Raw genomic sequence first — 26495 nt, forward strand, 5'->3', positions numbered from 1 at the left:
GAAGACAGACCTAACGGACCTGTGCCGCCGTCTGCGGGCTGATGCGTACGACGCCCGCGAAGTTGCGCATGTAGATCGGCGCCATCTTCACCACGTCGCCGGTGCGGGGCGCGTGCAGCATCTGGCCGTCGCCCCAGTAGATCGCCACGTGCGAGATGTAGCCGGGGTTGGTGGGGTCGTTGCGCCAGAAGATCAGGTCGCCGGGCTGTGCCTGCGACAGCGGCACCTGCGGGCCCGCCACCCACTGCTGGTGGGTCACGCGCGGCACCCGGATGCCCGCCTGCGCGAACGCCCACTGCACCAGCCCGGAGCAGTCGAAGGTGTCCGGTCCCTCGGCCCCCCACACGTACGGGCGTCCCAGCTTCGAGGCCGCCGCCTGCAGCGCGGTCGCGAGTTGCTCACCCGACACGTACGAGCCGACCACGCCCTGCGGGGTCAGCTTGGCCACCGCCTTGCGCGCCGGGTTGACCTCGGCGATCTGGGTGCCCTTGGGCAGGACCTTGAGCAGCGCGCGGCGCAGCCGTCCCGTGTCGGTCTTCGGGGCGCTGACGATCAGCGCGTTGTCGCGGGGCAGGCCCAGCGTGCGCGCCGTCTGCTTGGACACCAGCGCGTCGACCGAGCCGAACCCCGTCGTCGCGTACGCTCCCACCCGCAGTTGCCCGCCCGGTCCGCTCACCTGCCGGTGCAGGCTGAGCCCGCCGTCGTTGCCCAGCACGAACGACACCGCGAGATCGCCCGCCGCGACGTTCGACCACAGGGCGTCGGCCTGGGCGGTCACCTTCGGGGTGTAGGCCCGGAACGTGGACGGATCGACCCCCAGCGTCTGCACGCGCTTGCCGTCGATCGTCACCGAGGCGGCGTCGGCCAGTTCCAGCGCCGCCACCCCGCGCTGCTTGGCCACCTTCGCCAGCAGCGGCATCGTGAACGCCTGCGGGGTCAGCACGAACAGGTGCGGCTTGCGCAACCGGCCGAGCGGGGAGACCTGCGGGGGTTGCGGCCACGACTGGGCCACGAGGTTCTTCTTCTCCACGGCGGGGCGCTGCCGTACGGGGGCGTTCGCGACCCGCTCCGGCGCCGCCTGGAGCTCGCCCAGCAGCAGCACGTCGGCGGTGAGCACCGCTACCAGTGTCACCGCGATGAACGGGATCAGCCCGCGTAAGTCGCGACGCCGGCGCGGGCGGACCCCTCGCGGCCCACGCGGGCGGACGAGGAAGGCGAGGTCCTGGAGGATGCCCGGCCCACGGAAAGAATCCGCCGGACGTGGGGCCCGGCGGATCCGCTCGTCAGGTCCGTTCAATTGCCGATGTACGGCACGGCCTCAAGGATCTCGACGGTGTTCTGACGGCCGTTGGGCATCGAGTACGTGGCCCGCTCGCCGATCTTCTTGCCGTTGATCGCCGCGCCGAGCGGGGACTTGGGTGAGTAGACGTCGATGGGGGCACCGGTCTCCTCACGGGAGGCGAGCAGGAAGGTGACCTCGTCGTCGTCGCCCTCGAACCGGATGGTCACCGTCATTCCGGGGCCGACCACGCCCTCCGTCTTGGGGGCCTCGCCGACCTTGGCGTTGTCGAGCAGCTGGCGCAGGTGGAAGATGCGCGCCTCCATCTTGCCCTGCTCGTCTTTCGCGGCGTGGTAGCCGCCGTTCTCCCGCAGGTCGCCCTCTTCACGAGCGGCCTCGATCTTCTTGGCGATGTCGACACGACCCGGGCCCGAGAGGTAGTCGTACTCCTCCTTCAGGCGGTCGTACGCCTCCTGAGTCAGCCAGGTGACGTTCTCATCGCGAGAGTCGGCCACGGGTTCTCCTTGTTGCTTCGGGGGCCCTGAGTTCACTTGGGGTTTCGGACCGCGAAAGACCACAGCCTACCCGATCGAGCGAAGCCCCAAATGTCTCACTATACGAGATTGCAGTACTGGACGTGGATGGAAGTAGCCTGCGCAGTGGTGTCAAGCTGCTCCTTGAGCTGCTTACTACCCTCACCTGGAGCAATTCTTACTTCCTTGCTGCCAACTTCTCCATGGTTGACATCCGTCGCCCTCAGCCTGCACACCGCCATGCGGTCGGCCGGTTTGCTCACGGTGAACGTGATCTCCGCGAGGTCGTCGCGCGTGATGGAGAACGTCACCACCTGCGGTTTGGCCCCGCCCGCGCTACCGGTCATCGACCACATCACATAACCCCAGCCACCTGCGATGATGGCCACCAGCACGCCGATCACCACGTGGACGACGAGGCGGCCGCCTCTGCTGGGGCGGTCGGCGAAGTCATCTGGGGTGCCGAGAACCGGGCCGTTCTCGACATCTCTCGTGGCCATGGCGGAATCTCCCTGCACTTCCTCGGCGTTATCCGAGACAATTGTCGCCCGCGGGGGCGCCGGTTCCAGACCTGGCCCTCCGCGTGCCCAGCAGAAACTAACCTCTCCGAGCAAGTGATCGGTCCAACTGAGGAGACATCGAGCCCGTGACTGCAGCGCTGAGGCTGATGGCCGTCCACGCCCACCCCGACGACGAGTCGAGCAAAGGCGCCGCCACGATGGCCCGCTACGCCCGCGAAGGCGTGGAGGTCCTGGTCTGCACGCTCACCGGCGGTGAGCGCGGATCCGTTCTGAACCCGAAGATGGACCGGCCCGAGGTCGTCGCCAACATCGCCGAGATCCGCAGGGCCGAGATGGACCGGGCGCGCGAGATCCTCGGCGTCCGGCAGCGGTTCCTCGGATTCGTCGACTCGGGGCTGCCGGAGAGCGAGGACGAACCGCTGCCCGAAGGTTGCTTCGCCCTCCAGCCCCTGGAGAAGGCGGCCGAGCCGCTGGTGCAGGCCGTACGCGAGTTCAGGCCGCACGTGATCCTCACCTACGACGACGACGGCGGCTACCCGCACCCCGACCACATCATGACCAACCGGGTGTCCGTCGAGGCGTTCGAGGCGGCTGGCGACCCCGACCGCTACCCGGGCACCGGCGAGCCGTGGCAGCCGCTCAAGCTCTACTACCAGCTCGGCTTCACCAAGGAGCGCTTCGAGGCGCTGCACGAGGCGATGACCGAGCGCGGCATCGGCTCGCCGTACGCCGACTGGATCGCCCGCTGGGAGGACCGGCCCCCCAAGTGGCCCGTCACCACGCGGGTGCCGTGCGCCGAGTACTTCGAGACCCGCGACCAGGCGCTGATGGCCCACGCCACCCAGATCGACCCCGACGGCTGGTTCTTCTCCTGCCCGCGCGAGGTCCAGGAGGAGATCTGGCCGACCGAGGACTACCACCTGGCGCGGTCCCTGGTCGACACGGAGCTGCCGGAGGAGGACCTGTTCACCGGCATCCATGCCGCCGAGACCACCGCTGCCTGCCAGTCATAAACTGAACGGGTGACTGTTCTCGCAGCTGGCGAAGTGAGCCCCGGCCTGCTCGGCTTCGTCGTCGTGGCGCTCATCGGGCTGGCCCTCTACTTCCTGATCAAGTCCATGAACAAGCAGATGGGACGGATCGCCGTACCACGCGAAGACGAGGACGCCCGCTAGTGTCCCATGAGGTGGTCGACGACCCGGACCAGAGCCGATACGAGATCCGTGTCGACGGCACACTGGCCGGGTTCGCCGAGTACCGGCTCTCGCGCACGAAGATCGCGTTCACCCACACCGAGGTCTACCCCGCCTACGAGGGGCGCGGGGTGGCCGCCGCCCTCGTCAGGCACACCCTCGACGCCGCCCGCGCCGCCGGGCTGCGCGTCGTGCCCGTGTGCCCGTACGTGAAGAGCTACATCGACCGGCACCCCGAGTACGCCGACCTAGTCCTGCGGTGACCAGGCGCGCTCCAGCGCCCTCGGCAGGCCCCACCAGCCCAGCGGGGTGAGCGTGTCGTCCTCGTCCACGATGCCGAGATAGCCCCACATGAACACCACCGGCAGGAAGAAGCCCTCCGTCGCCGCCAGTTCGTCCTCGGCGCCCTCCTCGATGTCGATGTCCTCCGACTCCGCGATGAGCAGCGCGATCCGCTCCGGCGAGGCCAGCGCCCCCGGCCCCAGCCGGGCCAGCGCGGCGACCGCGGCCAGCCAGTCGGCGTGCTGGATCGAGCACAACCTGGCCAGCACACTCTCCTCGTGGCCCAGCTCGAAGGGATCGTCGGTCTCCTCCGTCAGGTCGGAGACCGGCGCCGAGACCCCTGCGGCGGCCGACAGCCACAGCTCGGCGTCGTCGTCGGGCATCGGCCGTACGTCGAAGCCCGCGCACGCCCTCAGCACATTGCCCGGGTAGCCCGGCTGCTCCAGCATCTCGCGCAGCCGACCTGCCGCCCGGGTCAGTTCCTCCATGGGCAGCTCCGGCCGCTCCGGCAGTTCGGCCACGATGCGGCGCAGTTCGGCCAGGGCGAAGGACTCCTCCTCGTCCCAGGCGGCGAACAGTTCCTCGTCCTGCTCGTCGCTCACCGCGTGGCCGGGCAGGCGGCCGTCGGGCAGCGGCTCGGCGAGCCAGCGCTCCTGCAGTTCCTCGTACGCGCGGCGGGCGGCCGGGTCGCCGAGCACCAGCGCGTCGGGATCGACCACGCCGGAGGCCACCAGCTCCTCCAGGTAGCCGACGAGCAGGGCGTGCATCTCGAAGGTCACCGGGCCGCGCTCGTCCTCCTCCGGCCAGACGAAGTGCCCGGCGGTCAGCAGGATCGGCTCGGTGCCCGTCGCCTCCAGCCAGCGCTGCACGTCGCCCACCGTGGCGATGCCCGCCTCGATGGAGCGCAGCGTCTCCTTGGCGGAGTCCCAGAACACCGGGGTGAGCGGGTTGCCCGCGCGTACCAGCGCACGCCGCAGGTCGGGCATGGCGACGAGCGCCACCCCCGAAGGTACGGCGAGCAGGGCTCGCGCCACGTCGCGCCTGGTCAACCCGGTGGCGGGGCGGCCCGCGTGCTCGCAGACGAATAGCAGATCCACGTTCGGTAACTTACGCCCAGGACTGCCTGCGGCGCCCCCTCGGCGTTCCGACCTCCGGCACACCGCCTTCGCCAGGCGAGTCTCCCATTCCGCGCCGACTCCCTTCCTCCTCATTCACCGGTTACCTGCGGCCAGTTGGGATCAAGACATAGGCTGAGCAGCGTGAAAGGTGGTGTCATGAGCGCTCAGCCTGTCCACGGTGGCACACAGGGACATCCCAGAGTCCCTCGAACGATCGGCGGCATCTCCGGCGCGCTGCGGGGCAGCCGACGTGCCCAGTTCTTCGCAGAGCTTCTTGAAGCTCAGCAGGGTACTGAGCTCGATGACGTACTCAACGCCTGGTGGGGGCGTGCCATGTTGGATACCGACCCCGACCGTGACCGCATCTGGAAAGCAGCCGAAGCCGGAACCTTGCCAACCACGACCATGGACGCCATCCTGCGCCATCGGCAAGAGCGTGGCCTTCAGTGAACGATGACGACCTGTGGCCGGTCGTACCTTCGGAAGCCGTGTTCGACGTGCTCGGAGACCCATCGGTCTCACCGGAAATGTTCTCGACTGTGGCCGCACTAACGGTCGCCATCTGCGAGGACCCGTGGCTGGCGGGAAGTGGGCAGCTCGGTACTGATCCCGACTGGCGAGAAATCCTCATCCCCAGAGGGTTCGGCATAGCCGAGTATCGGATCGATCGGAAGAACCAGCAGGTGCTGCTCACCCGGATCATCTTGTTCTGATCAATGTGAGAGCCTGGCCCTATGAACCGGCTCGGTGGTGAGACCTCTCCCTACCTCCTCCAGCACGCCGACAACCCCGTCGACTGGTGGCCCTGGGGTGAGGAGGCGATGCGGGAGGCCGAGCGGCGCGACGTGCCCCTGCTGATCAGCGTGGGCTACTCCTCCTGCCACTGGTGTCATGTCATGGCGCACGAGAGTTTCGAGGATCCGGCGACCGCCGAGTTGATGAACGCGCATTTCGTCAACATCAAGGTCGATCGCGAGGAACGGCCGGACGTCGACGCCGTCTACATGTCCGCCACCCAGGCCATGACCCAGCACGGCGGCTGGCCGATGACCGTGTTCGCCACACCTGAGGGCCACCCCTTCTACTGCGGCACCTATTTCCCCCGGCCGCAGTTCCAGCGGGTGCTCGTCGGAGTGCACCAGGCGTGGCAGGGGGATCGCGCGGCCGTCGTCGAGCAGGGGGAGAAGGTCGTCGAGGCGCTCACCACCCAGTCCACGCTCCCCAGCGGGCCGCCGCCGGGCGCCGAGGCGCTGGAGACGGGCCTGCGAAGCCTGCGGCAGGGCTTCGACAGCGTGAACGGCGGCTTCGGCGGGGCGCCGAAGTTCCCGCCGTCCATGGTCCTTGAGTTCCTGCTGCGGGTGGGCGAGAGCGAGATGTCGGGCCGCACGCTGGAGGCCATGGCGCGCGGCGGCATGTACGACCAGCTCGCGGGCGGCTTCGCGCGCTACAGCGTCGACGCGGGCTGGGTGGTGCCGCACTTCGAGAAGATGCTCTACGACAACGCGCTCCTGCTGCGCGTCTACACGCACTGGTGGCGCGGCTCACGCGAGCCGCTGGCCCGCCGCGTCGCCCTGGAGACGGCCGACTGGCTGCTGCGCGAGATGCGCACGCCGGAGGGCGGGTTCGCCTCGGCGCTCGACGCCGACAGCGAGGGCGAGGAGGGCCGCTTCTACGTCTGGACGCCCGAGCAGCTCACCGACGTGCTCGGGCCCGCAGACGGGGCGTGGGCGGCCGAGGTCTTCGAGGTGACCGGGACGTTCGAGCACGGCACGTCGGTGCTCCAGCTGCTGCGCGACCCCGCGGACGCCGAGCGGTACGCGCTGGTGCGTGAGCGCCTGCTCACCGCTCGTGAGCAGCGCGTCCGCCCCGGCCGCGACGACAAGGTGGTCGCCGCCTGGACCGGCCTCGCCATCGCCGCCCTCGCCGAGACCGGCGTCGTCCTCGACCGTCCCGACCTGGTGGCGGCGGCGCGGGCGGCCGCCGTCCTCCTTGAGGAGGTGCACGTGTCCGGCGGCAGGCTGGCCCGCACCTCCCGCGACGGCCGCGTCGGCGCCAACGCCGGGGTGCTGGAGGACTACGCCGACCTCGCCGAGGGCCTCATCGCGCTGTACGGCGCCACCGGCGAGAGCAGGTGGTTCGAGCTGGCCGGGGAGTTGCTGGAGGTGGTCCTCGAACGCTTCACCGACGGCTCCGGCGGGTTCTACGACACGGCCGACGACGCCGAGCGGCTGTTCCAGCGGCCCCAGGATCCGACGGACAACGCCGTGCCCTCAGGGCAGTTCGCGGCGGCGGGCGCGCTGCTGTCGTACGCGGCGCTGACCGGTTCGGCACGGCACCGCGAGGCGGCGTACGCGGCGCTCGGGACCGTGTCGGTGCTGGCCCCCGGGCACGCGCGGTTCGCGGGCTGGGGACTGGCGGTGGCGGCGGCGGCCCTCGACGGGCCCGCCGAGGTGGCGGTCGTCGGCCCCGCGTCCGACCCGCGCACGCGGGCGCTGCACCGAGAGGCGCTGCTGTCCATCTCTCCCGGCCTGGTGGTCGCCCTGAGCGAAGACCCGGCGCCCGCGCGGGAAGGCAGTACGCCGGTCCCTCTGCTAGAGGGCCGGACGCCGGTGGACGGGGCGCCTGCGGCGTATGTGTGCAGGAACTTCGCCTGCCGCCTGCCCGTCACGACCCCCGAGGCACTGCGCGCGGAACTGACCCCCGAGAGCCCGAGGAACTGACCGCCCGTCAGCTCACGGGGCGGGCCGGCGTGTTGTCCTGTTCGTTCGGGCCGCTGCCGCCGGTCGGCGGGCCGGGGAAGTCCGTCGGTGGCGGTGATTCGGGCTGTTCCGGGATGACGGGCGGGGTGCTCGGGTCCTCGCTGAGCGGCGGCACCGACGGCTGCGTGGAGGACTCCGGCTGCGGCGGCTCCTCGTTCCAGTCCGGCCCCGGGAAGCGGTCGTCGCGCTGTGGCGGCTCCTCCGGGGTCGAGGGGTAGGTGTCGTAGTCGTAGCCGTAGTCGGAGGGTTCCGGGAAGTCGACGACGTCCTTGCCCGCCATCGCCTCCGTCATGAACGCGCGCCAGATCTGCGCGGGCAACTGCCCGCCGAACTGCACGCCGTACCCGGGGATCTGCACGGTCTTGTTGTCGTCGCGGAACATGTTGACGGCGGTGGCGAGCTGCGGGGTGAAGCCGTTGAACCACACCGCGCCCGACTTGTCGGTCGTGCCGGTCTTGCCGGCGACCGGCCGGTCCCAGAGGCGGGCGGCGGTGCCGGTGCCGTACTTGACGACCTGCTCCATGGCGTAGGTGGCGTCGGCGGCGGCCTGCTCGCCGACGGCCTGCGTGGAGTCGGGCTTGATGACGGTCTTCTTGCCCTTGGCGTCGGTGACCGACCTGACGACGTGCGCCTCCATGTGCACGCCGCCGTTGGCGAAGGTGGAGAAGCCGGAGGCGTTCTGGACGGCGCTGACGGAGGCGACGCCGAGCGGGAAGGAGGCGGCGCTCTTGTGGGGTTCGATCTGGTCGGCGGGCAGTCCCATGGCCTCGGCGGTCTCGGCGACCTTGTCGAGGCCGACCTTCTGCCCGAGGTCGACGAAGGCGGTGTTGACGGAGTTCCGGGTGGCGCCGACCAGGTCGACGAGGCCGTAGGAGCGGCCGCTGTCGTTGGGGATCGCCTGCGGCGCCGAGGCGACCTTGATCGGCGAGTTGCCGTCGACGCGGGTGGACAGGTCGAGGCCGTCGTTGAGGGCGGCGGCCAGGGTGTACGGCTTGAACGTGGATCCGGCCTGGACCTTGGCGGAGAAGGCGTTGTCGTACTTGGAGGTGTCCGGATTGCCGCCGTAGAAGGCGACGACCTCGCCGGTGGCCGGGTCGACGGCGGCGAGGCCGGTGCGGACCTTGCTCGGCGTGCTGTCCGGCAGCACCTGCTTGACGGCGCGGGCGGCGGCGTCCATGAGCTTCTTGTCGAAGGTCGTGACGACCTTCAGCCCGCCGCCGTTGATGTCCTCGTCGCTGTAGCCGCGCCGGTTGAGCTCCTGGCGTACCTGGTCGAGCATGTACTGGCTCTGGCCCTTGAGCTCGAAGGGCTTCTTCGGGGCGGCGAGCTTGGGGAAGCGCTGGGCGGCGGCCTTCTCGGGGGTGAGCGCGCCGATGTCGCGCATGGCGGTGATCACCGACGACCAGCGGTCCTTGACGGCGGCGAGGTCTGCGCCCTTGGGGTCGGCGAAGCGGCTGGGCTGCTGGATGACGGAGGCGAGGTAGGCGCCCTCCGCGACGGTGAGTTTCTCGACGTTCTTGCCGAAGTACGCCTGGGCGGCGGCCTGCACGCCGTTGGCGCCGCGCCCGAAGTAGATCGTGTTGAGGTACTGCTCCAGCACCCATTCCTTGGGCTTGGACTGATCGACCTTCATCGCGATCAGGATCTCTTTGAACTTGCGGGTGATGGACCGTTCCTGGCTGAGCCCGCTGTAGTAGTTGCGAACCATCTGCTGGGTGATCGTGGAGCCGCCCTGCAACTGCTGCCCCGAGACGGTGGACCACAGCGACCGGACGGTCCCCTTCACCGAGACCCCGCTGTCGCTGTAGAAGGAGCGGTTCTCGATGGCGATGACGGCGTCGCTCACGTGTCTGGGCACCTGTTCGAGCCGGACGTTCTTGCGGTTGACGCCCTGCCGGGCGAGCACGGTCTTGCCGTCGCGGTAGTAGATGACCGAGCCCTGCTCGGTGGCGTGCTTCTGGGTGGTGTCAGGAATCGGTGTCATGGCCCATGCGATGCCGAAGAGGCCGATCAGCACGATCAGCCCGACACCCATGGCGATCAGGAAAGAGCGGAGAATCCGCCGTTTTCGCATGCCCTTCTTCCCATCGGTTCGCACGCGCACCCCCAGATCGTTCTTCGGCAAGCCCTCCTGAACTGGGCGAACGCCAGGGTAAACGATCGATTACGGTGCCTCGTCCCTGAACCCGATGGTACGTCTAGCTCGCGCCACGTCGAGGGACATCGGCCACCAACGGCATCACCCGATAGGGAACAGGGGTGTCGAGCGCGATCACCGACGAGGTCCGCAACACCCCCTGAACATCGACAATCAGGTCGATGACCCGCTGAAGGTCGGCATTCGACCGCGCCACGACCCGGCAGATCAGGTCGCTGCCACCGGTGATCGTGTGCGCCTCCAGCACCTCGGGGATGCGCGCCAGCCGGTGGGCGACCGGCTCGTGCCCGGCGACCTGCCTGATCTCCATGGTGACGAAGGCCATCACGTCGTAGCCGAGCGCGGCGGGCGAGACGTCCGGCCCGAACCCGATGATCACGCCGCGCGCGAGCATCCGATCCAACCTCGCCTGTACGGTCCCCCGAGCCACCCCCAGCCGCCGCGAGCACTCCAGAACTCCGAGGCGCGGTTCTTCGGCGAGCAGACTGAGCAGCCTGGCATCCAGTTGATCGATCGTCATGGACACATTGTCCACTGATTCAAGTAACTGTTGCGCATTACGCTCACATAATCCGACAGTACGCCTATGAGTGATCTGTTTCCGGTGAACGGGATGCACGCCGTCGTCTTCGCGGTCGGCAACGCCAAGCAGACGGCCCACTACTACTCGACGGCGTTCGGCATGAAGCTGGTGGCCTACCGAGGCCCGGAGACCGGCAGCCGCGACGAGGTCGCCTACGTGCTGAGGTCCGGTGGCGCGGTCTTCGAGTTCAGGGCCGCCCTGCGGCCGGGCACCGAACTGGCCGAGCATGTGAGCGCCCACGGCGACGGGGTGACGGACCTGGCGATCGAGGTCCCCGACGTGGAGGCGGCCTACGCCTACGCGGTGGCGCACGGGGCGCGGGGGCTGGCCGAGCCGTACGCGATGGAGGACGAGCACGGCAAGGTCCGGCTGGCGGCCGTCGCGACCTACGGGCAGACGCGGCACACACTGGTCGACCGGGCCGACTACCACGGCCCCTACCTGCCGGGCTACCAGACGGCCGACCCGGTCGTCGAGCCCCCGGCCAAGCGGTTCTTCCAGGCGATCGACCACTGCGTCGGCAACGTCGAACTGGGCCGGATGGACGAGTGGGTGGAGTTCTACCGCACCGTCATGGGCTTCACGAACATGGCCGAGTTCGTCGGCGACGACATCGCGACGGAGTACTCGGCCCTGATGTCGAAGGTCGTGGCCGACGGCACCAGGAAGGTGAAGTTCCCGCTGAACGAGCCCGCGATCAGCAAGAAGAAGTCGCAGATCGACGAGTACCTGGAGTTCTACGGCGGTCCGGGCGTGCAGCACATCGCATTGGCGACCGGCGACATCCTCGCGACCGTGGACCGGATGCGCGCGGCGGGCGTCGCCTTCCTCGACACCCCGGACTCCTATTACGACGACCCCGAGCTGCGGGCCAGGATCGGCGAGGTGCGTGCGCCGATCGAGGAGCTGAAGAAGCGCAAGATCCTCGTGGACCGCGACGAGGACGGCTACCTGCTGCAGATCTTCACCAAGCCGGTGCAGGACCGGCCGACGGTCTTCTTCGAGCTCATCGAGCGCCACGGCTCGCTCGGTTTCGGCAAGGGCAACTTCAAGGCCCTGTTCGAGGCCATCGAGCGGGAGCAGGAACTCAGGGGAAATCTATAGTTTGTCCAGACACGGTGCAGGTGATCCCGCCAACATGAGCTCACCCGCACCGCTCGCGGGACGCTGGCGGCGACTGTTCGCCGGCGTCCTCGACCTGGTCATCATCGCGATCGTCTCGACGCCGTTCGGCTGGACCGGCTGGCAGCACGCCTACGACGCCGGCAGGAGCATGTGGGGACGGATGCCCTTCGGCCACGCCTTCATCGGCTCGATCATCGCCTTCTTCTACTTCTGGCTGCTGCACTCCTACTGGAACGGCCAGACGGTCGGCAAGAAGGTGTTCGGCATGCGGGTGGTCCGCGAAACCGGGCAGCAGGCGACGGTCGGGCAGATCGCGATCCGCGAGGCCGTACGCGTGGTGCTGTCCTGGGTGTGTTGCGTGGGAGCGCTGATCGACCTCGGCTGGATCCTGTTCGACCCGCGCAAGCAGGCCCTGCACGACAAGGCCGGAAAGACCATCGTCGTAGATGCCTGACCTCGGGCGATCACCTGTCGTAGTGTTCTAGTCACACTGCGAAAGGAGTCCGTCGCCATGAGCTCGACCCAGCGGACCGCCGCGGCCGCCACCGTGCTCGCCGGTCTGCTCGCCTGCTCTCCGTCCACCGGCGCCAGCGCCCCCGCGACGGCCGGCCTGGCCGCGGAGTCCTCAGGAGAGCCCCACGCCGAGCACGCCGGTGCGGCCGGGATCGGCGACGCCGACTTCCCGCTCGACGGCAACGGCGGCTACGACGTCGCCCACTACGGCCTGCGCCTCGACTACGACCCGCGCGGCAAGCGGCTGACCGGCGTGACCGCCGTCGCGGCCAAGGCGACACAGCCGCTCACCCGCTTCAACCTCGACCTGCACGGCTTCGAGGTCGGCGCCGTTTCGGTCGACGGCCGTCAGGCGGCCTTCTCCCGCAGCGGCGACGAACTCACCGTGACCCCGGGCAGGCCGCTGGCCAAGGGCGCGAAGTTCGTCGTCAAGGTGGCCTACTCCGGGCGGCCGGAAGCGATCAAGGACGCCGCCAACCTGGGCACGTACGGCTGGATCACCACCTCCGACGGCGCGTTCGTGACCTGCGAGCCCAACGGCGCCAAGACCTGGTTCCCCGCCAACGACCACCCGTCGGACAAGGCCCGCTTCGACTTCGAGATCACCGTCCCCGCCGGGCTGACCGCGCTCGCCAACGGCGAACTCGTCGGCAAGCCGCGCACCTCACGCGGCAAGACCACCTTCGTCTGGCGCGAGCGGCACCCGATGGCGACCTACCTGGCGACGGCGACGCTCGGTGAGTTCGAGTTGCGCGAGGGGCGCACGCCGGGCGGCATCGACAACCTGGCGGCCGTCGATCCGGCCTTCCGCAGTTCGCTCGGCCGCGTCTACTCGTTGTCCGGGCAGATCACCGACTACTGGGCGGGGATCTTCGGCCCCTACCCGTTCTCCTCGACGGGCGGCGTGGTCGACGACTTCGCCACCGGCTACGCCCTGGAGAACCAGACCAAGCCGATGTACGGCGGTTTCGACCCCGACGAGAGCATCATCGCCCACGAGCTGGCCCACCAGTGGTTCGGCAACAGCCTGAGCGTCCGGCGCTGGCGCGACCTGTGGCTCAACGAGGGCTTCGCGACGTACGCCGAGTGGCTGTGGGCCGAGCACCGTGGCCGGGGCAAGGCGCAGGAGACCTTCGACACGCAGCTGGCCCGCGCGGCCACCGACCCGATCTGGGCCTACCCGCCCGGCCGGGCCAAGCCGGACGACCTGTTCAACGAGTCTGTCTACACGCGGGGCGCGATGACGCTGCACGCACTGCGCGAGAAGATCGGCGACACGGACTTCTTCCGCCTGCTGAAGGACTGGAACACCGAGCACCGCTACGGCCACGTCACCACCGCTCAGTTCATCGCGATGGCGGAGAAGGTGTCGGGCAAGCGGCTGGGTTCCCTGTTCGACGCGTGGCTGTTCACACCCCGGCGGCCACCGGCTGACAACCGGTGACGTTGCCGACACTTCGTTAAACGGAATAGCTTGTCCCCTATGCCCAGGGGAGACGCTGAGACCGGGGGGCGGGCGCATCGCGCGCCCGCCCCCCAGACGCAGGCCCGCCACCGGCGCACGGGGGTGCGCAGGGTGCCGCGCGAGGTCGCCGGATGACGGCGGTTCCCGTCCTCGAACGCCGCTACCGCCGCCTTCTGCTCGCCTATCCGCGCGGCTACCGGCGCGATCACGGCGACGAACTTCTCGACGTTCTGATGGAGTCCACGTCGCCGGAGCTGACGCGGCCGCCGCTCAAGGAGGTCGCCGGGCTGCTCGCGGGCGGCGTCAGGGCGCGGATGCTGAGGCAGGCGCGGCGCCGGCTGTGGCCGGAGGCGGTGCACCTGGCGATCACGGCGGTGGCCGTCGCGGGCTTCGCCACGCTACTGCCGTACGTCGGGGTGATCCCCTTCTGGGTGGCGCTGTCGGCGGCCGGCACGCTCGCGGTGGTGCGTGGCTGGGTGTGGGCGGCCCTGCCGCTGACGCTGGCCACCGGGGTCAAGGCGGTGGCCATCGCGGGCGGGTGGCAGTTCGCCGAGCTGACCATGATCCCGGTCGAGCCGACGGCGTTCACGGACGGGCACCTGTTCTACCGGAGCAGCCCGCTCGCCGTCGGGCTGGGCTACGCGATGGTGATCTTCGGGCTGGTCGCGGTGGCGGCCTGGCGCCGGGTCCGCCCGAGGTCGTGGTGGTGGCTCGCGGCCGCGCTGCCGCTGGCGTGGGCGGAGGGCGGGTGGCTGCTGGAGGAGTCCACGATTCCGCTCAGCGCCAGCCGGGTGGCGCTGGAGTTCGGTGTCTTCGGCCTGGCGGCGGTGGCCGCCTTCGTGACCCGCGACCTGCGCTGGACCGTGGCCTCCACCCTCTACCTGGTGTTCGTGACCGTCGACCTGTGGCTGCCCAGGTTCGAGGTGGAGTACGGGCCGGTCGCCCAGAAGGACCTCACCTACTGGGCCGTGCTGGTGGTGCTGACCGGCTGCACCGGCATCGCCACGCTCCGGCACAAACGGCAATCCGATTGACCATGCTTCGTTAAACGTACTATGGTCTCCCGCATGCCAACGAGAGCATCGATGGGCGCGGTCGTCCTGGCGCTCGCCGTCGTGGCCGGATGCGGCAGTACGGCGAGCGGCGAGCAGCCGGCGACGGCACCTGCCGCCGGCGAGCCGGCGAAGACGAGCAACAGGCAGCAGATCGAGTCGATCAAGGCCGACTGCATGAAGCAGCAGGGCTTCAAGTACGTCTCGGAGCCGTTCACCCTGAAGGAGAGCGACGCCGAGACCAAGGTCCGCAACGGCGACTACGAGGCCATGAAGGAGGAGCGCTCGAAGCAGGGCTTCGGGGTCTTCATCGTGCTCGCCGGGGGAACGCGGGAAAGCGAGGCGCCCCCCGACGGCCCCAACGACAAGTACATGAGCAACCTGAACGATGCGCAGTACAAGGCTTATGTCAAAGCGGACAATGCCTGCTACGCCAAAGGCGTCAAGCAGATCCTCGGCAAGACCATCAAGACGCGCGGCGATCTCCTCAAACAGGCCAAGGAGTACAAGAAGCAGCTGGCGACGAGGGAGCTGGACGGCGACCCCGAGCTGGTCACTCTCGCCGACGCCATGGCCGACTGCCTCAAGGGCAAGGGACACCGGGTCGGCGCGACCAACCCCGGCGCCGTCGCGCGGAACGGATTCGTGAACTTCAGCGCCATCCACCTCAAGGTCGTCAAAGACGGGGCGGGCGCGGACAGCGGGGCCCCCGCCATGACGCCCGCGCAGGCCAAGCCGTACCTGGAGCGGGAGATCAAGGCGGCGCTCGAAGACCTCGAATGCGGCAAGGACTTCTACGCGGCCTACGCCCCCAAGGACGACGCGATCAACCGGCGGTTCCTCGCCGAGTTCGGACTTTCCGCCTGAATCAGCCGAATTCAGGTTCGGTACGACTCCGGGAAGGCACCGGCGGCAGGGCGGCACGGGGGTGCGCCCCGAACGCACCGGCTCCTTTCCGGACCACCGCGGCCCCGGCCGCGGACGCGGATCCGGTCCGGCGCGACACCGCCCACCGCACCCTCGGGCGGAGGCGCGCCGGGCCGGGAGCCGCATGCCCAGGTTCCTCCCTTTGGAGTCCCCATGAAGTCCCCGCGCAAGGTGCTCGTCGCGATCGTGGCCGCAGTCGTGGCCATCGCGGCCGTCGGCTGGGCGCTGAGCACGCAGCTCCGTTCGCCGGCCGACGAGGCCGCCCGGCGTACCCCGCCGAAGGCGAGCCTCATCACCGCCGCCGTCGAGCGCCGCGAGCTGGTGAGCTCCGTCGTGCTCAACGGCGCCCTCGAATACGGCTCTCCGCTGCCCATCTCCCTGGCCGGAGTGGTCGGGGGCACCACGGGCGCCGAGGCCGGCGGCGGGATCCAGCGGGCCACCCGGGCGCCGCGCAAGGGCCGCATCCGCGAGGGCGCCGTGCTCATGGAGGTCAACGGCCGCCCCGTCTTCGTCCTGCGCGGCAAGGTGCCGATGCACCGGACCCTCGTCCCCGGCACCAAGGGCGACGACATCGAGCAGTTGCAGGCGGCGCTGCGCAGGCTCGGGTTCGGCGCGCCCCGCTCGGGCGTGTTCGACCAGGGCACGATCGCCGCCGTAGGCCGCATGTACGCCAGAAGGGGCTACGAGGCCCAGCAGCCCGCGCTGGCCGAACGGCAGAACGCGGACGCGCTCCGCAAGGCCGTACAGTCGGCGCAGGAAGGGCTGGCGACCGAGCGCAAGGCCCTCGACGAGGGCCGCGACATCCAGCCGTTGAAGATCAAGCTCGACAACGCCAAGTCCGACCTGCGGACGGCGGAGAGCGCGCTGGAGGAGGCCGAGTCCCGGCGCACGACGCCGGAGGACGAGACCAGGACGGAGGCGGCCGCGGCAGCCGTCCGCGCCGCCGAGGAGAAGCTGCTGGAGGCCGAGCAGCAGCTCGACGCGGCCCGCCGCCCTCCGGCGCAGCCGAGCTCCACGCCGACCGCCACGAGCGCCCCGGACCCCGCCCCGACGACCGACACCTCGCTGCAGGAGATGCGGGTCGCGAACGCCCGCGCCGAGCTCGACACGGCCCGCAGGGCGTATGAACGCCTGGAGGAGGAGGCGCGGCAGAACCGCACGACCCGGCTGCGGGAGCTGCGCAAGAGCGTGCGCGCCGCGCAGGAGGCGCTGTTCGCCGCCGAGCAGGGGCTGCGCCAGGCCAGGAACCTGTCGCCCACCCGGCTCAAGGTCGCCAACGCGCAGAAGGACGTGGCCGCCGCCAAGGCGCTGCTCGCGGAGTTCCTCCGCACGTACGGCGTGTCGATCCCGCCGGGCGAGCTGGTGTTCCTGCCGACGCTGCCCGTGCGCGTGAACAAGACGACCGTCAAGGCCGGGCAGCCGGTGGACAAGGACGTGGCCACGGTGACGTCCTCGACGTTCGCGGTGAGCGGGACGCTGGAGGCGGCCGAGGCCGACCTGCTGCGTCCGGGGATGTCGGCCTCGATCGAGCTGGAGACGGGCAGGACGTACCCGGCGGTACTGACCGCCGTCGGTGAGAAGGCCAAGCTCGCGGGACAGGCCAAGGCCGAGGCGGGCGACCAGGCGGTGCTCATCACCCCCACGTCGATGAAGGGTCTGAAGGGCCTGGCGGGCACCACGGTGACCGCCAGGGTGACCGTCGGCTCGACCGACGAGCCCGTGCTCGTGGTCCCCGTCGCCGCGGTGATCACCTCGGCGGACGGCAAGGCCCGCGTGAAGGTCGAGCGGACGGCGGACAAGACGGAGGACGTCGAAGTGCGCACCGGACTGACCGCCGACGGCAACGTCCAGGTGAGCGGTCAGGGCCTGAACGAGGGCGACCGGGTGGTGGTCAGCGGTGCGTGAGCCGGTCATCAGCCTGTCCCAGGTGGTCAAGGAGTTCCCCTCCGACCCGCCGGTGCGCGCCCTCGCCGAGGTGTCGCTGGAGGTGAGACCCGGCGACTACCTGGCCGTCGTCGGCCCCTCCGGCTCCGGCAAGTCCACCCTGCTCAACGTGCTCGGCCTGCTGGACCGCCCCACCTCGGGCAGCTACCGGCTGGACGGCGTCGAGACCACCTCGCTGCGCGACGGGGCCCGGACCCGGCTGCGCGGCGCCCGGATCGGCTTCGTCTTCCAGTCCTTCCACCTGCTGTCCCACCGCAGCGTCGCCGACAACGTGATGCTGGCCGAGGTGTACGGCGGGCACCCGCGCAAGGGCCGCCGCGACCGGGCACTGCGGGCGCTCGACCGGGTCGGGCTGAGTCACCGGGTGACGTTCTCGCCCGAGCGGCTGTCCGGCGGCGAACGCCAGCGGGCGGCCATCGCCAGGGCGCTCGTGGGCGAACCGTCGCTGCTGCTGTGCGACGAGCCGACGGGCAACCTGGACAGCCGCAACACCGACGCCGTGCTCGACCTGTTCGAAGAACTACGCGCCCAGGGGCTCACCATCGTGGTCATCACCCATGAGACCGAGGTCAGCGACCGCGCCGACCGCCGCGTACGGATCACCGACGGGGTGCTCGTTGAAGCCCCGTGACCTGTGGAACGAGGCCCTGGCCGGAATCCTGGCCCGCCCGATGCGGGCCGCGCTGACCACGCTCGGCACCGTGCTCGGCATCACCACCCTGGTGATCACCCTGGGCGTGGCCGCGACGGCGGGCAACCAGATCGTGGGCCGCTTCGACGAACTGGTCGCGACCGCGATCACGGTCGAGGTGCCGCGCGACCCGCAGAACCCGCTCGTGGACTGGGCCGCGCTGGAGCGGGTCGGCAGACTGCGCGGCGTGACCTCCGTCGCCGCCGTCTCCGAGGGCGAGGACAGCTCCAACCTGCGCGTACGCTCCAACAACCTGGTGGACCCGACCCGGGTCACCACACAGACGCTGAGCGTGCTCGGCGCCACCACCGACCTCCCGGAGGCGGCGCGCGGCCGGATGGTCCAGGGCCGCTTCTACGACATCGGGCACGTGCGCCGTAAGGACCGGGTGGCGGTGATCGGCGAGCAGGCGGCCCGGATGCTCGGCATCACCCGGCTCGAACGCTCCCCCGCGGTCTTCATCGGCAAGCACGCGTACACGGTCGTCGGCATCCTCGGCGAGTTGCGCCGCGAGCAGAACCTGAGCACCGCGATCATGGTGCCGCACACCGTCGGCCGCCAGTTCGGGCTGAAGGACGTCTCCAGGGTGCTGGTCAACACCGGCCTCGGCGCCGCCGAGCAGATCGCGCGGCAGGCCCCGACCGCGCTCAGCCCCGAGCACGCCGACCTGCTCCAGGTGGCGGCGCCGCCCAGCCCGACCAGGGCCCGCGACCAGGCGCAGAACGACGCCAACGCGTTGTTCCTGGTGCTCGGGCTGGTCTCGCTGGTGGTGGGTGCGGTCGGCATCGCCAACGTGACGCTGGTGACGGTCATGGAGCGGATCGCCGAGATCGGCCTGCGGCGGGCCCTCGGGGCGGCCAGGCGGCACATCGCCGCGCAGTTCCTCATGGAGTCGACGCTGATCGGGCTCACGGGCGGGATCATCGGGGCCAGCGTCGGCATCGTGGCGACCGTCGCGATCTCGGCGGCCAGGGAGTGGACGCCGCTGCTGGACCTGCGACTGGCGGTCGCGGCGCCGATCGCGGGCGCGATCGTCGGCCTGCTCGCCGGGCTCTACCCGGCCCTCAGGGCGGCCCGGATGGAGCCGGTGGACGCCCTCAGATAGCTCCTACGGGGCTTCTGCGGGCTCGTGCGGGCTCGTAGCGGGCTCGTGCGGGCTTCTGCGGGCGAGGCGGTCGGCGTGGCAGCCCGGCGTTTCGGGGACGGCCGTGCTCAGATGGCGTCCCAGTAGCGGTCTCCGGCCAGGATGAGGGCGGCGGCGCCCACGAGGCCGGCGCTCTGGCCGAGTGCTGCGGGCACCACCCGCAGGCGGCGGGCGAAGTCCATCCGGGCGTGCGCCCGCAACGCCTCCTCCAGGGGCCCGAACAGCGGCGCCCCGGCCTGCGAGAGGCCGCCGCCGACGGTGACCACGTCGAGGTCGCACAGGTGGGTGGCGGAGGCGATGGCGAGCCCGAGCGCCCGCCCCGCCCGCGCCATCGCGGCCCGCGCGACCGGGTCGCCGCGCAGCGCGTCCGAGGCCAGCCCGCGCCCGGTGACGGCCCGCCCCTCCTCGTACGGTCCCCCGTCCAGCGGCCCGTGCCCGGGAGACCACCCCTGCTCCTGCGCCCAGGCGACCAGCGCGGGCCCCCGGGCGACGGCCTCCAGGCAGCCGCGCCCGCCGCACCCGCAGAGCGGCCCGCCGGGTTCGACGACGACGTGGCCGATGTGCCCGGCGTTGCCGGTGCCGCCGTTGACGAGCCGCCCGCCGAGGACCAGCCCGCCGCCGACGCCGGTGGAGACCACCATGCCGAGCATGTTGGCGTGCCCGCGCCCGGCGCCGAGCCAGTGCTCGGCGGCGGCCAGGCAGACGGCGTCGTTGTGGACCCGGACGGTCCTGCCGGGGAAGCTCGCGGCCAGCCGCTCGCGCAGCGGGAAGTCCCGCCAGCCGGGGATGTTGAGCGGTGAGACGCGCCCGTCGGGCCAGATCATGGGCCCGCCGCAGCCGACTCCGACGCCCTCCGCCTCGGGCATGGGCGCGATGAGCTCCTCCAGCGCCTTCCACAGGCGTTCCGCGTCGGCGTCCTGCGGGGTGGCGGCGACCCTGGTCTCCAGGACGTGCCCGTCGGGGGTCACCAGACCGGCGGCGAGTTTGGTGCCGCCGACGTCGATCGCGAGGATCACCGGCTGCTCGACGAGAAGACCAGCGCGGAGGCGGTGAAACCGTGGACGTGGTTGTGCCCGGCGACGGGGCCGACCTCTCCGGCGGCGAAGAAGCCCGCCATGCCGATCGGGCCGAGCGTGTCGCGCAGCGCCACCGCGTCGTGGTCGGCGGTGCCGAACATGGCCGAGCCCCTGCCGTTGCACGAGAACAGCAGGGCGCCCTCCACCCGGCCGAGTTCCTCGCGGTGGGCGTCGAGCAGGTCGTACAGGTCCTCGTCCGCGGTGGCGGCGTCGCGGACCTGGAAGCGTACGGTGCGGCCGACCTCGACGACGTCGCCGATGGCCACGGCCTCGCGGTCCGGGTCGATGCCGAGGACGCCTCTGATGAGGAAGTCGCCGCGTTCGTGGCGTTCGGCGTACTCGTCCATGGCCAGGCCGATCTGCAGGCCGGAGGCGACGAGTTCGCGGTCGTCCTCGTCGAGTTCGCTGACGATGTCCTCCAGGCGGCCGAGTGCAGGCTGGCCGGCGAGTTCGAGCAGCACGTTCTCCTCGGCCCTGGTGACGACCATGCTCGGGCCGATCGGGCGGCAGCCCTGGCTGACCACGGTGCTGACGTTGACCTTGCCGCTGATCATCACGCCGATGGCGCCCTCGGTGTAGACCTGCCCGTCGGCGAACAGGCGCACGGAGCCGCGCCCGCCCATGCCGTTGGCCAGGCCGCCGATGAGCGGCAGGTCGCCGAGCACCTCGCCGGAGCGCTCCACGAAAGCGTCGGTGGGGAAGGTGTACGGGTCGGCCAGCAGGATGCCCACGTGGTCGTCCGGGCTGCGCTCCGGCAGGCCGACCACCACGAATCCGTCCTCGGCCGTCAGTGTCTCCAGGGCGAAGGTGGTGAGTCGCGCTCCTTCGAGTGTGGCCGCCCAGGCGCTGACGGCGGGGGCCAGTTCGACGCCGTGCCCGTCGCCGATGACGCCGGTGGCGCTGCAGCCGATCACCTGGGCGCCGGGGGCGAGCGACATGGCCCGCAGACCGGCGGCGGCGACGTCCTCGGGTTCGTCGCCGCAGATGAAGAAGCAGACCAGGTCGGCCTGGTCGCCGAGCCGTGACAGCGCCTGGCCGATCGCGCGTTCGGCGGTGGCGGCCAGGTCGGCGCCCACGGCGAGGCTGTCAGCGAAGCGACTCGTCATCAGTGCCACGCCAATCGCCTCCCTTGTAGTGACTCGTTCCCTTGGCCCGATTCTCCCCACTGTCGCCACAAGCACGCGCGTGAACCGTCACGCAATAGTCAAGATCCGAGATCTCACTTCGCTGCGAACTCCAGCCGGGCGACGTAGGCTCGGACCGTGCATCAGCCTCGAAATCTACGCGAGCTGCGCGACAGCGGTCATGTCCACCGCGGGGTCAAGGCCGAGGTCCGCCACAATCTGCTGGCCAGACTGCGGTCCGGCGAGCCGCGCTTCCCCGGCATCGTGGGCTTCGACGACTCCGTCCTGCCCCATCTGGAGCGGGCTCTGCTGGCCGGGCACGACCTGGTCCTGCTGGGCGAACGCGGCCAGGGCAAGACACGGCTGATCCGCACGATCACCGGCCTGCTCGACGAATGGACGCCCGTCGTCGAGGGCTGCGAGATCAACGACCACCCCTACGAGCCGGTCTGCGCCTCGTGCAGGCGCAAGGCGGCCGAACTGGGCGAGGAACTGCCGGTCGCCTGGCGGCACCGCGACGAGCGCTACGGCGAGAAGCTCGCCACCCCCGACACCTCCGTCGGCGACCTCATCGGCGACATCGACCCGATCAAGATCGCCGAGGGACGGACGCTCGGCGACCCGGACACGATCCACTTCGGGCTCGTGCCCCGCACCAACCGGGGCGTCTTCTCCGTCAACGAGCTGCCCGACCTGGCCGAACGCATCCAGGTGGCGCTGCTGAACGTGCTGGAGGAACGCGACATCCAGGTGCGCGGCTACAACCTGCGGCTGCCGCTCGACATCCTGCTCATCGCCAGCGCCAACCCCGAGGACTACACCAACAGGGGTCGCATCATCACGCCGCTGAAGGACCGCTTCGGCGCCGAGATCCGCACCCACTACCCCCTCACCCTGGAGGACGAGCTGACGCTCATCCGCCAGGAGGCGGTCTCCGACATCGGCGCCGACCTGCCCCAGCACCTCGTCGAGGTGATCGCCAGGTTCACAAGGCTGGTGCGCGAGTCCACCGCGATCGACGCCCGCTCCGGCGTCTCGGCCCGCTTCTCCATCGCCGCGGCCGAGACCGCGATGGCCTCCGCCGTACGGCGGGGCGCCCTGGCGGCCGAGGATCACCAGGTCACCCGCGTCTGCGACCTGCCCGCCATGGTCCACACCCTGCGGGGCAAGGTGGAGTTCGAGGTCAGCGAGGAGGGCAGGGAGACCGAGATCCTGGCCCATCTGCTGCGCAGGGCCACAGCCGAGACGTTCAGGCAGCGGCTGGGCGGCACCGACCTGTCCGCGCTCACCGACCGCTTCACCGAGGGCGACCACGTCGAGTCCGGCGAACTGGTCCCGGCGGCCGAACTGCTGCGCAGGATCGGCCCGGTGACCGGCCTGGCCAAGATCATGTCGCGGCTGGGCATGGGCACGGGCGACGAGTCCCCCGGGCACGCCGCGGCGGCGCTGGAGTTCACCCTCGAAGGGCTGTACCTGATGCGCCGGTTGTCCAAAGAGGAAGTCGACGGCGTGAACATCTACCGCACATGACGCGTCCTACCTGTAGGAATGATCGACAGGGGGACCCATGACGCGCTCACTCCTCGCCTCGGCCGCACTGACCGTCACCACACTGACCATCACCGCACTCACCGCCGCGCCCGCTCAGGCGCAGGCGCCGACGCAGTCCGTCTTCGGCTACGCCTGGGCGGACGGCAAGGGCGCGCTGCGCGTCACTCCCGTGTCGGCCCGCCTGGTCAGGTCGCAGGGCGTGCCCCGCCACGAGCTGAAGGCCCTGCCCGGCGCCAGGGAACTGCGGCTGACGTACGGCGGCGCCGACTTCCGCCGGCTCACCGCCGGCTGCGACCTCAAGGAGACCGAGGGCCGGGTCGCCCTCGACTCCGCCGGGCTCGGCACCACCCGGTGCAAGCCCGCCGATCTGACCTTCACGCTGGGCCTCGGGCCCAACCCGGTGCGCATCGACCACGAGGGCGGCCGGGCCGTACGGGTCAGCGAGTTCATGCCCGCCAAGTGGTACACGCGCACAGCCAGGGGGGTGCTCCAGCGGGTCGACTCCGACACGGTCCGGCTGGGGTCCACACAGCTCGGCTACACCTGGGGCCTCGCCTTCAACCGGGTCACCGCCAAGTGCACCGACGGCTGGCTCACCGGCGAGCCCGTCAACGCCGACGAGAGCGGTCTCGGCACCAAGGCGTGCAGCGCCCGCGACTTCACCAAGGTGTTCACCGGCTCCAAACTCGCCGAAGTCCACTACAACCCCTACAGCGGGGAGCTTTTCAACGTTTGGGAGATCTACGGCGACGCGTGACCGGAGGTAGCGTAAGTCCCATGGGCTACCGCTATGGCGAGTACCACGACGGGCCTGATCCGCTCGCTCCCCCCTACGACGTGCGCGCGGCGCTCGACGAGATGGGCGATGCGATCCTGTCCGGCTCGTCGCCTGTGCACGCCCTGCGCGACCTGCTCAAGCGCGGCCTGCCCGGAGCAGGCGACCGCCGGGGGCTCGACGACATGCTCCGCGAGGTACGGCGCCGCCGCCGGGAGCTGCGCGAGAGCGGCCGCCTCGACGGCACTCTCGAACACGCTCGCGCGCTGCTCGACAAGGCGATCGGCCAGGAGCGGGCCGAACTGTTCCCCGACCCGTCCGACGCGGCCCGGATGCGTGAGGCCGAACTCGACAGCGTCCCGGAGGACGCGGCGAGCGCGATCCAGCAGCTGTCGTCGTACGAGTGGCGCTCGGCCGAGGCCAGGCAGACCTTCCAGGAGCTGCGCGACCTGCTGCGCCGCGAGGTGCTCGACACGCGGTTCAAGGGCCTGCGCGACGCGCTGGCCGGCCGGGATCCGGCGATGACGGAGCGGGTCCGCCAGATGATGGCCGACCTCAACGACATGCTCGATCGGGACGCCAGGGGCGAGCACCACCAGGCCGACTTCGAGTCCTTCATGGCGAAACACGGTGACCTGTTCCCGGATCGGCCGCGTACCCTCGACGAACTCGTCGACCTGCTCGCCCGACGGGCCGCCGCCACCCAGCGCATGCTCGCCTCCCTCACCCCGCGCCAGCGCGAGGAGCTCACCGAGCTGATGGCGCAGACCCTGGAGCAGGCCGGGCTCGGCGAGCAGATGCGCAGACTCGGCGAGTCCCTGCTCTCCCGCCGCCCCGACCTGGCCTGGGACACCCCGGAACGCCTCGCGGGCGACCAGCCGCTCGGTCTCGGCGACGCCGTCTCCGCCGTCGAGGAACTCGCCGACCTCAGCCGCCTCGAAGCCGCCCTCAGGCAGGACTACCCGGGCGCGCGTCTCGACGACATCGACGAGGCGGCCGTACGCCGGGCGCTCGGCCGCTCCGCCGTCGACGACCTGGCGGCGCTGCGGCGCATCGAGCGCGAGCTGGAGGAGCAGGGCTACCTGCTGCACCGGCGCGGCAAGCTCGAACTGACCCCCAAGGCCGTGCGCCGCCTCGGCGAGACCGCCCTGCGGCGGGTCTTCTCCTCCCTCGACGCCGGCCGGCGCGGCGACCACGACCAGCACGACGCCGGAGCGGCCGGCGAGCTGACCGGGTCGTCGCGGCCGTGGCGCTTCGGCGACGAGCAGCCCATCGACGTGGTCCGCACCCTGGTCAACGGCATCAGAAACGGCGGCACCCACCCAGGCGGGGTCCATGCGGGCGGGGCCCGTGCTGGAGGGGCTCGTGCGGGCGGGGCTCGTGCGGGCGGGGTCCGGCTGGCAGTGGACGACTTCGAGGTCGCCGAGACCGAGCGGCGCACCGCCGCGGCCGTGTGCCTGCTCGTGGACCTGTCCTACTCGATGGCGCTGCGCGGCACCTGGTCGGCCGCCAAGGAGACGGCGCTCGCCCTTCAGGCGCTGGTCGCCACGAAGTTTCCGCAGGACGCCGTGCAGATCATCGGCTTCTCCAACTACGCCAGGGTGCTGCAGCCCGACGAACTGGCCGGGCTCGACTGGGACATGGTCCAGGGCACCAACCTGCACCACGCACTGCTGATCGCCGGGCGGCACCTCGACCGCCACCCCGACTTCGAACCCGTCGTGCTCGTCGTGACCGACGGCGAGCCGACCGCCCACCTGATGCGCAACGGCGAGTCGGCCTTCGAGTGGCCCCCGTCGAACGAGACGCTGGAGCTGACCCTGGCCGAGGTGGACAAGATGACCAGGCGGCGGGCCACGATCAACGTCTTCATGCTGGCGGCCGACGACCGGTTGCGGGTCTTCGTGGACGAGATCGCGCGGCGCAACGGCGGCCGGGTCTTCTCCCCCAGCGCCGAACGGCTCGGGGAGTACGTCGTCAACGACTTCCTGCGGCTACGCAGAGCCCGTTAGGCCTGGACACACTCACCGTAGTAGAACAGGGCGTTTCCGAAACCGTCGTGACAACTGCGATGGGAGCGGTAACTGGGACGCCAGGCGCTGCTCGTGCCCACACCCGCGCGGGCGTCCGACAAAGAGGTCGGCACCCGCTCAGGGCGCGGCAGCAATCCACCACCGAGATAGCGCACCCCGGACAACTCGGTGTGCTCGTCACGGCAGCCGGACACATAACGGCCGAGCCGCCAGCCGCTCTCCTCGTCCCACACCAGCGCGGCGCCGTCGGCCAGGATGACCGTCGCGTGACGCGGGTTGCACGGACCCTCCCACCAGTCGGACACCTCGGGGCCGAGATTGTCGACCACGAGCCGCAGATAGGCGGTCGGCTGCGCCAACCACTCCGCGGTGTACGGCTTGACATGCATGGCGGTCACGACGGCACCCCCTGGTGACGCAATGGATTGGGACAGCAGCGACATGCCACCTTACCCGCGCCGAACTTATTCCGTTGCCCGAGCGACTAGTCATTACGGACGATATTCGGGAAGGAGGCAGAGCTATGTTCGCGATGATCGTGCTTCTCGTGGCGATGGCCGTCGCCGTCGCGGCGTTCGAGACGTGCATGCACCGGTCCTCCCACCGTGAAGAGAGTGTCGAGTCCCAGGGCGAGATCACCGGAGGCTAG

The 26495-nt window shown here is 70.5% G+C and carries 27 protein-coding genes; 18 read left to right on the forward strand and 9 right to left on the reverse strand.

The annotated features are described in order from the left end of the window. Positions 1 to 10: 10 nt before the first annotated feature. The 3 genes from ABD120_RS33485 to ABD120_RS33495 all read right to left on the reverse strand — a co-directional run bounded on the left by ABD120_RS33485 (position 11) and on the right by ABD120_RS33495 (position 2312). A complete protein-coding gene (locus ABD120_RS33485) occupies positions 11 to 1132 on the reverse strand; it encodes a C40 family peptidase (protein WP_343954284.1) in 1122 nt (373 codons plus the stop codon). A 161-nt stretch (positions 1133 to 1293) separates the two neighbouring features. Next, the gene (greA, locus tag ABD120_RS33490) at positions 1294 to 1794 is read right to left on the reverse strand and encodes a transcription elongation factor GreA (RefSeq protein WP_343954285.1); all 501 of its coding nucleotides are present in this window, start codon (positions 1792 to 1794) and stop codon (positions 1294 to 1296) included. Positions 1795 to 1892: 98 nt separating this feature from the next. Continuing rightward, a complete protein-coding gene (locus ABD120_RS33495) occupies positions 1893 to 2312 on the reverse strand; it encodes a DUF4307 domain-containing protein (RefSeq protein ID WP_343954287.1) in 420 nt (139 codons plus the stop codon). Positions 2313 to 2458: 146 nt separating this feature from the next. On the opposite strand from ABD120_RS33495, the gene mca reads away from it, so the two are divergent. From mca to ABD120_RS33510, 3 genes are read left to right on the forward strand one after another with little or no spacing between them, the layout of a single operon-like run. Then, entirely contained in the window at positions 2459 to 3346 is an 888-nt protein-coding gene (gene mca, locus ABD120_RS33500; RefSeq protein ID WP_343954288.1) for a mycothiol conjugate amidase Mca, read from the forward strand. A 9-nt stretch (positions 3347 to 3355) separates the two neighbouring features. Continuing rightward, positions 3356 to 3508: a hypothetical protein gene (locus ABD120_RS33505; RefSeq protein WP_343954289.1), complete on the forward strand. Its 153-nt coding sequence runs from the start codon at positions 3356 to 3358 to the stop codon at positions 3506 to 3508. Next, the gene (locus tag ABD120_RS33510) at positions 3508 to 3789 is read left to right on the forward strand and encodes a GNAT family N-acetyltransferase (RefSeq protein WP_343954290.1); all 282 of its coding nucleotides are present in this window, start codon (positions 3508 to 3510) and stop codon (positions 3787 to 3789) included. Before ABD120_RS33505 ends, ABD120_RS33510 begins: the two co-directional genes overlap by 1 nt. On the opposite strand, the gene ABD120_RS33515 is transcribed toward ABD120_RS33510, so the two are convergent. After that, a complete protein-coding gene (locus tag ABD120_RS33515; RefSeq protein WP_343954291.1) occupies positions 3775 to 4905 on the reverse strand; it encodes a hypothetical protein in 1131 nt (376 codons plus the stop codon). The two genes, ABD120_RS33510 and ABD120_RS33515, sit on opposite strands and share 15 nt — an antisense overlap. A gap of 177 nt (positions 4906 to 5082) precedes the next feature. On the opposite strand from ABD120_RS33515, the gene ABD120_RS33520 reads away from it, so the two are divergent. Genes ABD120_RS33520 through ABD120_RS33530 form a run of 3 tightly spaced genes read left to right on the forward strand, consistent with a single transcriptional unit; the run spans position 5083 to position 7646 of the window. Further along, positions 5083 to 5376 carry a hypothetical protein gene (locus ABD120_RS33520; RefSeq protein WP_343954292.1) on the forward strand — a complete coding sequence of 98 codons (294 nt, stop codon included), beginning with the start codon at positions 5083 to 5085 and terminating at the stop codon, positions 5374 to 5376. After that, positions 5373 to 5639, forward strand: a complete 267-nt coding sequence (locus ABD120_RS33525; protein ID WP_343954293.1) for a hypothetical protein — start codon at positions 5373 to 5375, stop codon at positions 5637 to 5639. Before ABD120_RS33520 ends, ABD120_RS33525 begins: the two co-directional genes overlap by 4 nt. Before the next feature lie 21 nt (positions 5640 to 5660). Next, on the forward strand, positions 5661 to 7646 hold the full coding sequence (locus ABD120_RS33530; protein ID WP_343954295.1) for a thioredoxin domain-containing protein: 1986 nt from the start codon (positions 5661 to 5663) through the stop codon (positions 7644 to 7646). 7 nt (positions 7647 to 7653) lie between these two features. Here ABD120_RS33530 and ABD120_RS33535 read toward each other — a convergent pair whose 3' ends face one another. Both ABD120_RS33535 and ABD120_RS33540 read right to left on the reverse strand, forming a co-directional pair. Further along, a complete protein-coding gene (locus ABD120_RS33535; protein WP_343954296.1) occupies positions 7654 to 9720 on the reverse strand; it encodes a transglycosylase domain-containing protein in 2067 nt (688 codons plus the stop codon). A 163-nt stretch (positions 9721 to 9883) separates the two neighbouring features. Then, entirely contained in the window at positions 9884 to 10363 is a 480-nt protein-coding gene (locus ABD120_RS33540) for an Lrp/AsnC family transcriptional regulator (protein WP_343954297.1), read from the reverse strand. 66 nt (positions 10364 to 10429) lie between these two features. Here ABD120_RS33540 and hppD point away from each other — a divergent pair, with 66 nt between their 5' ends. From hppD to ABD120_RS33580, 8 genes are all read left to right on the forward strand, one after another. Further along, entirely contained in the window at positions 10430 to 11530 is a 1101-nt protein-coding gene (gene hppD / locus ABD120_RS33545) for a 4-hydroxyphenylpyruvate dioxygenase (RefSeq protein WP_343954298.1), read from the forward strand. Positions 11531 to 11564: 34 nt separating this feature from the next. Continuing rightward, positions 11565 to 12005 (forward strand): RDD family protein, encoded by a 441-nt coding sequence (locus ABD120_RS33550; protein ID WP_343954299.1) that lies wholly within the window; start codon positions 11565 to 11567, stop codon positions 12003 to 12005. Between the two features lie 57 nt (positions 12006 to 12062). Beyond that, positions 12063 to 13508, forward strand: a complete 1446-nt coding sequence (locus ABD120_RS33555; RefSeq protein WP_343954300.1) for a M1 family metallopeptidase — start codon at positions 12063 to 12065, stop codon at positions 13506 to 13508. Positions 13509 to 13660: 152 nt separating this feature from the next. Continuing rightward, positions 13661 to 14563, forward strand: coding sequence for a hypothetical protein (locus tag ABD120_RS33560; protein ID WP_343954301.1), 903 nt, complete (start codon positions 13661 to 13663; stop codon positions 14561 to 14563). 33 nt (positions 14564 to 14596) lie between these two features. Then, on the forward strand, positions 14597 to 15448 hold the full coding sequence (locus ABD120_RS33565; protein WP_343954302.1) for a hypothetical protein: 852 nt from the start codon (positions 14597 to 14599) through the stop codon (positions 15446 to 15448). Positions 15449 to 15661: 213 nt separating this feature from the next. Then, complete coding sequence (locus ABD120_RS33570) at positions 15662 to 17413, forward strand: permuted SH3 domain-containing protein (protein ID WP_343954303.1); 1752 nt, start codon at positions 15662 to 15664, stop codon at positions 17411 to 17413. After that, on the forward strand, positions 17406 to 18083 hold the full coding sequence (locus ABD120_RS33575; protein ID WP_343954304.1) for an ABC transporter ATP-binding protein: 678 nt from the start codon (positions 17406 to 17408) through the stop codon (positions 18081 to 18083). The genes ABD120_RS33570 and ABD120_RS33575 overlap by 8 nt, the downstream gene beginning before the upstream one ends. Next, positions 18070 to 19248: an ABC transporter permease gene (locus ABD120_RS33580; RefSeq protein WP_343954305.1), complete on the forward strand. Its 1179-nt coding sequence runs from the start codon at positions 18070 to 18072 to the stop codon at positions 19246 to 19248. The genes ABD120_RS33575 and ABD120_RS33580 overlap by 14 nt, the downstream gene beginning before the upstream one ends. A 107-nt stretch (positions 19249 to 19355) precedes the next feature. Here the strand turns inward: ABD120_RS33580 and ABD120_RS33585 are convergent, their stop codons facing one another. Continuing rightward, positions 19356 to 20303 carry an ROK family protein gene (locus ABD120_RS33585; RefSeq protein ID WP_343954306.1) on the reverse strand — a complete coding sequence of 316 codons (948 nt, stop codon included), beginning with the start codon at positions 20301 to 20303 and terminating at the stop codon, positions 19356 to 19358. Then, positions 20300 to 21469, reverse strand: a complete 1170-nt coding sequence (locus ABD120_RS33590; RefSeq protein WP_343954307.1) for an FIST signal transduction protein — start codon at positions 21467 to 21469, stop codon at positions 20300 to 20302. Before ABD120_RS33590 ends, ABD120_RS33585 begins: the two co-directional genes overlap by 4 nt. Positions 21470 to 21625: 156 nt before the next feature. On the opposite strand from ABD120_RS33590, the gene ABD120_RS33595 reads away from it, so the two are divergent. The 3 genes from ABD120_RS33595 to ABD120_RS33605 are packed head-to-tail and all read left to right on the forward strand — an operon-like array spanning position 21626 to position 25825. After that, complete coding sequence (locus tag ABD120_RS33595; protein ID WP_343954309.1) at positions 21626 to 23017, forward strand: sigma 54-interacting transcriptional regulator; 1392 nt, start codon at positions 21626 to 21628, stop codon at positions 23015 to 23017. A 37-nt stretch (positions 23018 to 23054) separates the two neighbouring features. After that, a complete protein-coding gene (locus tag ABD120_RS33600; protein ID WP_343954311.1) occupies positions 23055 to 23795 on the forward strand; it encodes a hypothetical protein in 741 nt (246 codons plus the stop codon). 20 nt (positions 23796 to 23815) lie between these two features. Further along, on the forward strand, positions 23816 to 25825 hold the full coding sequence (locus tag ABD120_RS33605; RefSeq protein ID WP_343954312.1) for a vWA domain-containing protein: 2010 nt from the start codon (positions 23816 to 23818) through the stop codon (positions 25823 to 25825). On the opposite strand, the gene ABD120_RS33610 is transcribed toward ABD120_RS33605, so the two are convergent. Then, the gene (locus ABD120_RS33610) at positions 25822 to 26235 is read right to left on the reverse strand and encodes a DUF6292 family protein (RefSeq protein WP_343954328.1); all 414 of its coding nucleotides are present in this window, start codon (positions 26233 to 26235) and stop codon (positions 25822 to 25824) included. The two genes, ABD120_RS33605 and ABD120_RS33610, sit on opposite strands and share 4 nt — an antisense overlap. A gap of 134 nt (positions 26236 to 26369) precedes the next feature. On the opposite strand from ABD120_RS33610, the gene ABD120_RS33615 reads away from it, so the two are divergent. After that, positions 26370 to 26495, forward strand: a complete 126-nt coding sequence (locus tag ABD120_RS33615) for a hypothetical protein (RefSeq protein ID WP_343954313.1) — start codon at positions 26370 to 26372, stop codon at positions 26493 to 26495.

The organism is Nonomuraea longicatena (assembly GCF_039525605.1).
In the GTDB taxonomy this organism is placed as follows: Bacteria; Actinomycetota; Actinomycetes; order Streptosporangiales; family Streptosporangiaceae; genus Nonomuraea; species Nonomuraea longicatena.